This window comes from Mycobacterium simiae (genome assembly GCF_008370645.1).
In the GTDB taxonomy this organism is placed as follows: Bacteria; Actinomycetota; Actinomycetes; order Mycobacteriales; family Mycobacteriaceae; genus Mycobacterium; species Mycobacterium simiae_A.
In genome coordinates this window covers 1-6,922 of sequence record NZ_VTZN01000221.1, presented here as the reverse complement: position 1 = coordinate 6,922, position 6,922 = coordinate 1, and the positions used below count along the sequence as shown (strand labels likewise).

Annotated in this window: 3 protein-coding genes and 1 pseudogene; all 4 read right to left on the bottom strand. The window is 70.6% G+C overall.

Annotated features, from left to right (window positions below; translation table 11 throughout):
• Positions 1-230: 230 nt before the first annotated feature.
• Positions 231-1,619, bottom strand: coding sequence for a PE family protein (locus tag F0Q45_RS23255; protein WP_149656150.1), 1,389 nt, complete (start codon positions 1,617-1,619; stop codon positions 231-233).
• A 284-nt stretch (positions 1,620-1,903) separates the two neighbouring features.
• A complete protein-coding gene (locus F0Q45_RS23250; RefSeq protein WP_149656149.1) occupies positions 1,904-4,354 on the bottom strand; it encodes a PE family protein in 2,451 nt (816 codons plus the stop codon).
• Positions 4,355-4,687: 333 nt separating this feature from the next.
• Positions 4,688-5,101 carry an IS200/IS605 family transposase gene (gene tnpA / locus F0Q45_RS23245; RefSeq protein WP_149656148.1) on the bottom strand — a complete coding sequence of 138 codons (414 nt, stop codon included), beginning with the start codon at positions 5,099-5,101 and terminating at the stop codon, positions 4,688-4,690.
• A 1,124-nt stretch (positions 5,102-6,225) separates the two neighbouring features.
• Positions 6,226-6,922, bottom strand: a pseudogene (locus tag F0Q45_RS28060) (PE family protein); the annotation flags it as partial.

Below are 6,922 nucleotides of genomic sequence, written 5' to 3'. Positions count from 1 at the left end.
GTTGCCGAATGCTACGGTTACGTAGGGAAAAGTGACGATTCCGTAGGTTTTTGGGCCCGCTCATCACCGCACGTTGGCCAAATCTAATCGCAGCCGAGGCTGCCGAACTCCGCCTGATCACCGAGGCTCCACCGGCGCGGGCTCCCCTTGGTTGCTGTCGACTCTGCCGCCTTGGGTGTGTCGTGGACGCACGAAACGCGACGAGGAAGGAGCCTCGCGGGGCGGGTCGGCTACGTCAGCCCGTTCATCCCGTTTCGACCCAGCAAGAACCCGCCGTTGCCGCCGATGCCGGCCATGCCGTTGGCGGTCCCCAGTCCGGCGTTGCCACCGTTGCCGCCGTTACCGATCAGCCTCGCGTCGCCGCCATGGCCCGCATTGCCCCCGCCGGTAATGGCGCCCGGCCCGGCATCTCCGCCGGCCCCGCCGGCCCCGCCGCTGCCGATTATCCCACCGGCCCCTCCGGCTCCGCCCTGTCCGCCTAAGTCCGCATTGCCGAACCCGCCCGAACCGCCGGAGCCGCCGGAGCCGAAGAGTATGCCGTTGCCGCCGACTCCGCCGGACCCGCCGATGCTGGCGCCGATCCCGCCGGCGCCCCCATCAGCGCCGGAGCCGAAGAGCACGCCCCCGTTACCGCCGAGGCCACCAAGTCCGCCAGCGTCACCGGACCCGCCGGCGCCGCCGGCCCCGCCGTCGCCGATAAGCCCGCCGTCGCCGCCGGTCCCGCCATTGCCGCCGGTACTAGGGCCGGCTCCGCCGTTGCCGCCGGCTCCGGCGGTGCCGATCAGCGCGGCGGTGCCACCGCGCCCGCCGGCCCCGCCGTTGCCAGTCAATGCAGTCGCGGTCCCGCCGGCGCCACCGATACCGCCTGAGCCAAACAGACCGCTAGCTCCGCCGGCCCCGCCGGTACCCCCGGCCAGGTCGCCGGTGCCGCCAACACCACCCTGCCCGCCGATGGCGAAAAGTCCGCTTGCGCCGCCGGTCCCGCCGGTACCGCCAGTGCCCACAGACGAGAATCCGCCCGCGCCGCCCGCGCCACCCGCGCCGAACAATCCGCTGGCACCGCCATTGCCGCCATTGCCGCCCAGGCCCAATCCGGCCGCTCCAGCGCCGCCAGCCCCACCGTTGCCGAACAGCCCGGCCGCGCCGCCATGACCGCCATTGAGATTGCCGAAACTGCCGGACCCGCCGGCGCCACCATCACCGAGCAGCCATCCGCCGGGTGCCCCGTTTTGCCCGGTACCCGGAGCGCCGTTGGCGCCGTTGCCGATCAGCGGACGTCCGGTCAGCGTCAGGGCGGGCGCATTGATCACGTCGAGCAGTTGCTGCAACGATGACGCGGTGGCGGCCTCCGCGCTGGCATACGACCCAGCGCCGGCGGTCAACGCCTGCACAAACTGCGCATGAAACGTCTCGGCTTGCGCGCTCAACCCCCGATAATCCTGGCCGTACGCACCAAATAGCGCAGCAATGCTGGCAGACACCTCATCAGCGCCAGCCGCTAGCAACGTCGTCGTCTGACTCGCCGCCACCGTGTTCGCCAGGCTAAGCGCTGCACCGATACTGCCCAGGTCGGTAGCCGTTGTCCTCAGCACCTCTGGAACCGCGATCATCAACGACATCGGACACCTCCGAAGTGGCTCATTAGCTCGGCAAACGTCTGGTCACCACAGACGAACAGGCTGAGCAAATCGTATCGCCGCTGGTGGCAAGATCTTGAGCTTTCCCGGACGTCGTTCGTTTCGCTTGCCTGTCTCCGGCAAACTCGTGCTCGATCGGACCTCGGATTTCCGGTCGCGGCGGGATGCTGACCAGCGCAGGACCGCCCGCAGTTTGCACGATTGCCCATGGTGATTGGGTGGTAAAGACCGGCGCCGCCATTGCTGGCTACCATCAGCTCAACCCGCTATGGCGATCCGTTGCTCCCCGGCGTGCCGCCAAACATGCCGGCGCTGCCCCCCTTGCCGCCACTTCCACCGTTGACGCCGTTGCCGCCGTTGCCGCCGCTGCCGTATATCGCCGCGGTGAACTTGCCATTGACGCTTGCCCCGGCGTTACCGCCGTTGCCGCCCTTGGCGGTTCCGACGCCAGTACCGGCGTCGCCACCGTTGCCACCCCCGCCGATCAACCCGAGGCCGTTGCCGCCGGCACCGCCATCGCCGCCGGTACCGGCGGGAGCCGTGCCGCCGGTCCCGCCGGTACCGCCCACGCCGACCCCAATCGTTACGGCCTCACCGCCGGCGCCCGCAGCGCCGCCGGTGCCGCCAGCCCCGGTAGCGGCCCCACCAGCCCCGCCAGCGCCGCCGGCGCCCGCACCCCACAGCGAGATGACGCCGCCACCACCGCCACCGGCCCCGCCAATGCCGCCAGCCCCGGTAGCGGCCCCACCAACCGCGCCGGCGCCGCCGTGCAGCACAGCGAACCCGAAGAGACCGAAGGGGGCTTCAGCGACGCCGCCAAAACCGCCGTCACCGCCGGCCCCAGTGGTAGCCGCGCCGCCGGCGCCGCCGGCACCGGCCACGTCTAAGGCGAGTGCCACGGTGCCGTAGGAAATGCCGCCACCGCCGGAGCCGCCGTCGCCGCCACTAGTACCGGCGCCGCCGGCGCCGCCAGCACCGCCGATGGCAACGTTGATCCCCAAGGGGCTGCGGGCGATGCCCGTGCCGCCACCACCACCGTCGCCGGCGATTCCCGTGGCAGCGTCGCCACCGGCGGCACCGGTCCCGCCCAGCCCAAAAATTAGGCTCTCGGCGGCACCGCCGGCACCGCCGAACCCGCCCTTTCCGCTGGTAGCGGCGCCAGCGCTGGCGCCGGCCCCGCCGATGGCTGCGAGTGCGCCATAAGCGTTGCCGCCGTTGCCGCCGTTACCGCCGTTGACCCCGACGCCGGTACCGGCGTGACCGCCGTTCCCACCCGCGCCGATGATCCCGAGGCCGGTACCGCCGGCACCGCCATGGCCGCCGGTACCAGCGGGAGCGGCGCCGCCCTGCCCGCCGCCACCGCCTACTCCGGCCAGCAACCCGACGCCGAAGCCACCGGCGGCGCCGCCGCCGCCGGTCCCGGTGGCTGCCCCGCCAACCCCGCCAGCACCGCCGAAGCCCACGCCCACACCCGCAAGGCCCAAATTCCCAGTACCGCCTGCCCCGCCGCTGCCGCCGATCCCGGTGGCGGCCCCACCACCTCCACCGGCGCCGCCGTGGGCCACGGCGAACCCGATGATGTCGGGGGCAATAGCGAAACCGCCCATACCGCCGGCCCCGCCGGTCCCCGTGGTAGCCACACCGCCATTGCCGCCGACGCCGGCCAGGACGAAGTTGATTGCAACCAAGCCCGAAGTACCTGCCGCGCCGCCCCCGCCGCCGGCGCCGCCAGTAATACCCGCGCCACCGTGCCCGCCGGCACCGCCGATGGCGATGTCGATCCCGAAGGGGCTGGTGGCGCCGGCCCAGCCGCCGACGCCGCCGGCTCCGCCGGTTCCCGTCGAAGAATTGCCGCCGTGCCCGCCGGCCCCGCCCAGGCCAAAGAACAGGCCACTTGCGTCGCTGCCGGCCCCGCCGGCCCCGCCGGTCCCACTGGTAGCGGCGCCACCGGCCCCGCCGGCTCCGCCGATGGCTACAAGTGCGCCGCCAGCGCCGCCAGCTCCGCCGGGCCCGCCGTTCCCGGCACCGCTCGCGGCCCCACCCGGCCCGCCGTTGCCACCGACGCCGAACAACAGCGCGCTACCACCGGCCCCACCGGACCCGTCGCCGGTCCCGCCGGCCCCACCGGTCCCACCGTTACCCCACAGCCACCCACCGGTACCGCCTTTGCCGCCCGACGCGCCGGCACCGCCGGCTCCGCCGGCCCCACCGTTGCCCAGCAACCCGGCGGATCCGCCGGCACCCCCGGCCTTCCCGGGGGCACCTGAGCCACCGTTGCCGCCGTTGCCCAACAGATACCCCCCAGGCCCACCGGCCTCTCCGGTCCCCGGGGCCCCGTTGGTGCCGTTGCCGATAAACGGCCTGCCCAAGACCGCGGCGGCGGGCGCATTGACCACACCCAGCAAGCCTTGCCCGAGGGTTTGCAATGGCGAGGCGTTAGCCGCCTCGGCGGCCGCATACGCGCCCACGGTGCCGGCCAGCACCTGCACGAACCGGGCGTGAAACGCCGCCACCTGAGCGCTCAGCGCCTGGTACTGCTGGGCTTGGTTGGAAAACAACGCCGCGACGGCCGCCGACACTTCATCAGCAGCAGCGGCCACCAGCGCGGTTGTGGGGGCCGCGGCCACCGCATTGGCCGCAGTCAGGGAAGAACCGATACCCGCGAGATTTTCTGCCGCCATCGCCACCAGGTCGGGAGCGGCAATCAGAAAGGACATCTGACACCTCGCTAACCCGGCTGATCTGACTGTCGTCCGTATGTACCGGTAAGCGGATGCTAACTCTTAAGGCGGCGAATTCGACACGATCTGTCGATATTTCGCTACAACCAGCAGATCGAACGCGACCAATTATCGGCGATGTCCGGTGGTGCGCTCGTCGTCGCATTCCGGTGTGCTTGTGGTGCGAGTAGTTATCAGAAGGTCCCGGCCTGGAACCGGGTTAGGTGGAAGCCCATTGGTTCCTCGTATGACCGGACTTTTCTTGGGCGCAAGCCCCGGACTTCAGTCTGGGGTAAGCCCATCCCGTTGTTCGCCGGGCGCAGCCCGCGTTCACAGTGGTCGGGCTTGGCCGTCGATGTATTGCTTGATGATGGACAGCGGCGCACCGCCGCAGGAGACGGCGAAGTAGGACGGCGACCACAGATGTCCGCGTATGCGGGCGCGGACACAGCGCCCGGTGTATTCGCGTCGCACGGCGTAAGCCGTGCGGCCTTTCAGTCTTTGCGCCAGCGTCGAGATCGCCAAGGTTGGCGGGTAGGCGACGAGCAGGTGCACGTGGTCGGCTTTGCCGTTGAACTCGACCAACTCGGCGGCGAGTTCGGTACACACCGTACGCATGGTGTGCTCGCAAAAGGTGAGCATCTCGCCGGTGAGTACCGCCCGGCGGTACTTGGTCACCAACACCAGGTGTGCGTGCAGCAACGACACGCTGTGTCGGGCACGTCGGTAGGTCTGGGTTGTCAGGGGTGGGCCTTACGTTGTGGTGGTGCAGATGGGTATTGGCTACCGCAGCGAACCGACACCGGTCGCGCAGCCGGTGGTGCGTAAGCCGCGTGCCCGCAAGCGCCCGAAGGGTGCGCCCACCCATGTGCGGTCGTGGCCGCTGCGCCCGAATCCCGCGCAGTGTCGCGACATCCCACACATGTGCACTTATGGGTCCGCGGATCCGCCGCCACCGGATCGAGGCCGGCTGGACGGTGGAGGCGAACACCGAATAGCAAGGTCGCAAACGCGAAGCGGCACAAGGATTCACCCGCCACGACACGTCGGCGCCAAAGTTTGCCGATTGGCTCACGCGTTGACTCTGCCGCCGCCGTGCCGAACCGCTGACGGTGCGAGAACATAACGGAGATTTCAACCGAAGAAGGTTAGCTTGATCAGTGTGGCAGCGGAAGTTCGCGCCACGGTCGACGGCGTGATCTTCTACTCCCATTGCGGCTCTGCTTACATCGCAACCATTTTCACCACGTTGTCGGCTCCGGTGGCGTGGTGCAAGGGTAGGCGGGTCGGATCGTGCCGTACTTCTCGGCTCTGGAATACGGGGTGCTCTCGTGGCAGCGTTTGCGCACCCGGACCCGCGATGCACTATTCCTTCGGCCGCGCTCGGCATCGCCCAAGACTGCGAGGAGCAGCGTCAACGTCTCGCGAACCCGCCAGCCCGGCACGCTAGAAGCCAGCATGTCTCAATTGCCGACGGCACCAGATCATGTGCCTACCCTGTTGGCCGCCAAGGTTATTCAGATGTAGAGCCTTGTGCGCAGTGCCGGCCAATCGCAACCCAGCAACGATTGCCGAGACTCCTAGAGAGGAATTCGCAACCGTCACTGCGACAACGAGCTGCACGGGAGGTTGCTTCGACCCGCCGGCACACCGCAGACGGCCTACACCGGTACCTAGGCAAGCGGCAGGCAAGCGGCGCCAGATTGCGTGGACCGGGCCAAGACCTGCGGACATGAGCGCCCCTTGCTGGCACACGGTCGCCGCCGCCCCAGTCCTTATCTGCCACAGACCTCGGCGGCCCAGGAGATCTCGCACAGCGTGCAGCCGCGTTAGCGCGGTCGCCCAGGAAGAAATCTGCGGCAGGCTGGCTACGGTAAGCCGTTGATTCCGGAAACGCCCAACACGCCTCCGGAGCCACCTGGACCGCCAGTGCCGGGCGTCGGGCCGGTCCCGCCGTTACCGCCGTTGCCGCCATCGCCGATCAGCACGGCGGCGGCGCCGCCGGTTCCGCCGTCCCCGCCGTCCGCGTTGCCGCTCTCCCCGCCCCCGCCTCCGGCACCGCCGTTGCCCAACAGCAGGCCGGCGCGTCCGCCGTTCCCGCCGGCCCCGCCGGCGACCGGGAAAACGTCGGTGCCGATTCCGGCCCCGCCGTGCCCGCCGGAGCCGGCGACCAGGCCGGCATCGCCGCCGCGGCCACCTGCACCGCCATGGCTAAAACCGAAGCCGCCGGTCCCGCCGTCGCCGCCGCCAGCGCTGACCAGCCCTGCGAGCAGCCCGCCCGTCCCGCCGGCTCCGCCGTCGCCGCCGACAGCGTCGGGGCCGCCGAAGCCGCCTCCGCCGGCGCCGCCAGCCCCGCCAGCGCCCAATAGTCCGCCAGCTCCGCCAGCTCCGCCGGCCCCGCCTGCATTGCCGGACCCTAAAACGGTGGTCGAGAACCCGCCGGCCCCGCCGGTTCCTCCGTTGCCCAATAACCAACCGCCGGCCCCGCCGTTACCGCCAGCCCCCCCGGCCGTGTCGATAAGGGAGCCGTTGCCGTCCCCGCCGGCACCGCCAGTCCCCAACAGT

Excerpts from the sequence above, each read along its gene's own strand:
- F0Q45_RS23250 (WP_149656149.1), bottom strand. The coding sequence starts at position 4,354 with ATGTCCTTTCTGATTGCCGCTCCCGACCTGGTGGCGATGGCGGCAGAA.
- F0Q45_RS23255 (WP_149656150.1), bottom strand. The coding sequence starts at position 1,619 with ATGTCGTTGATGATCGCGGTTCCAGAGGTGCTGAGGACAACGGCTACC.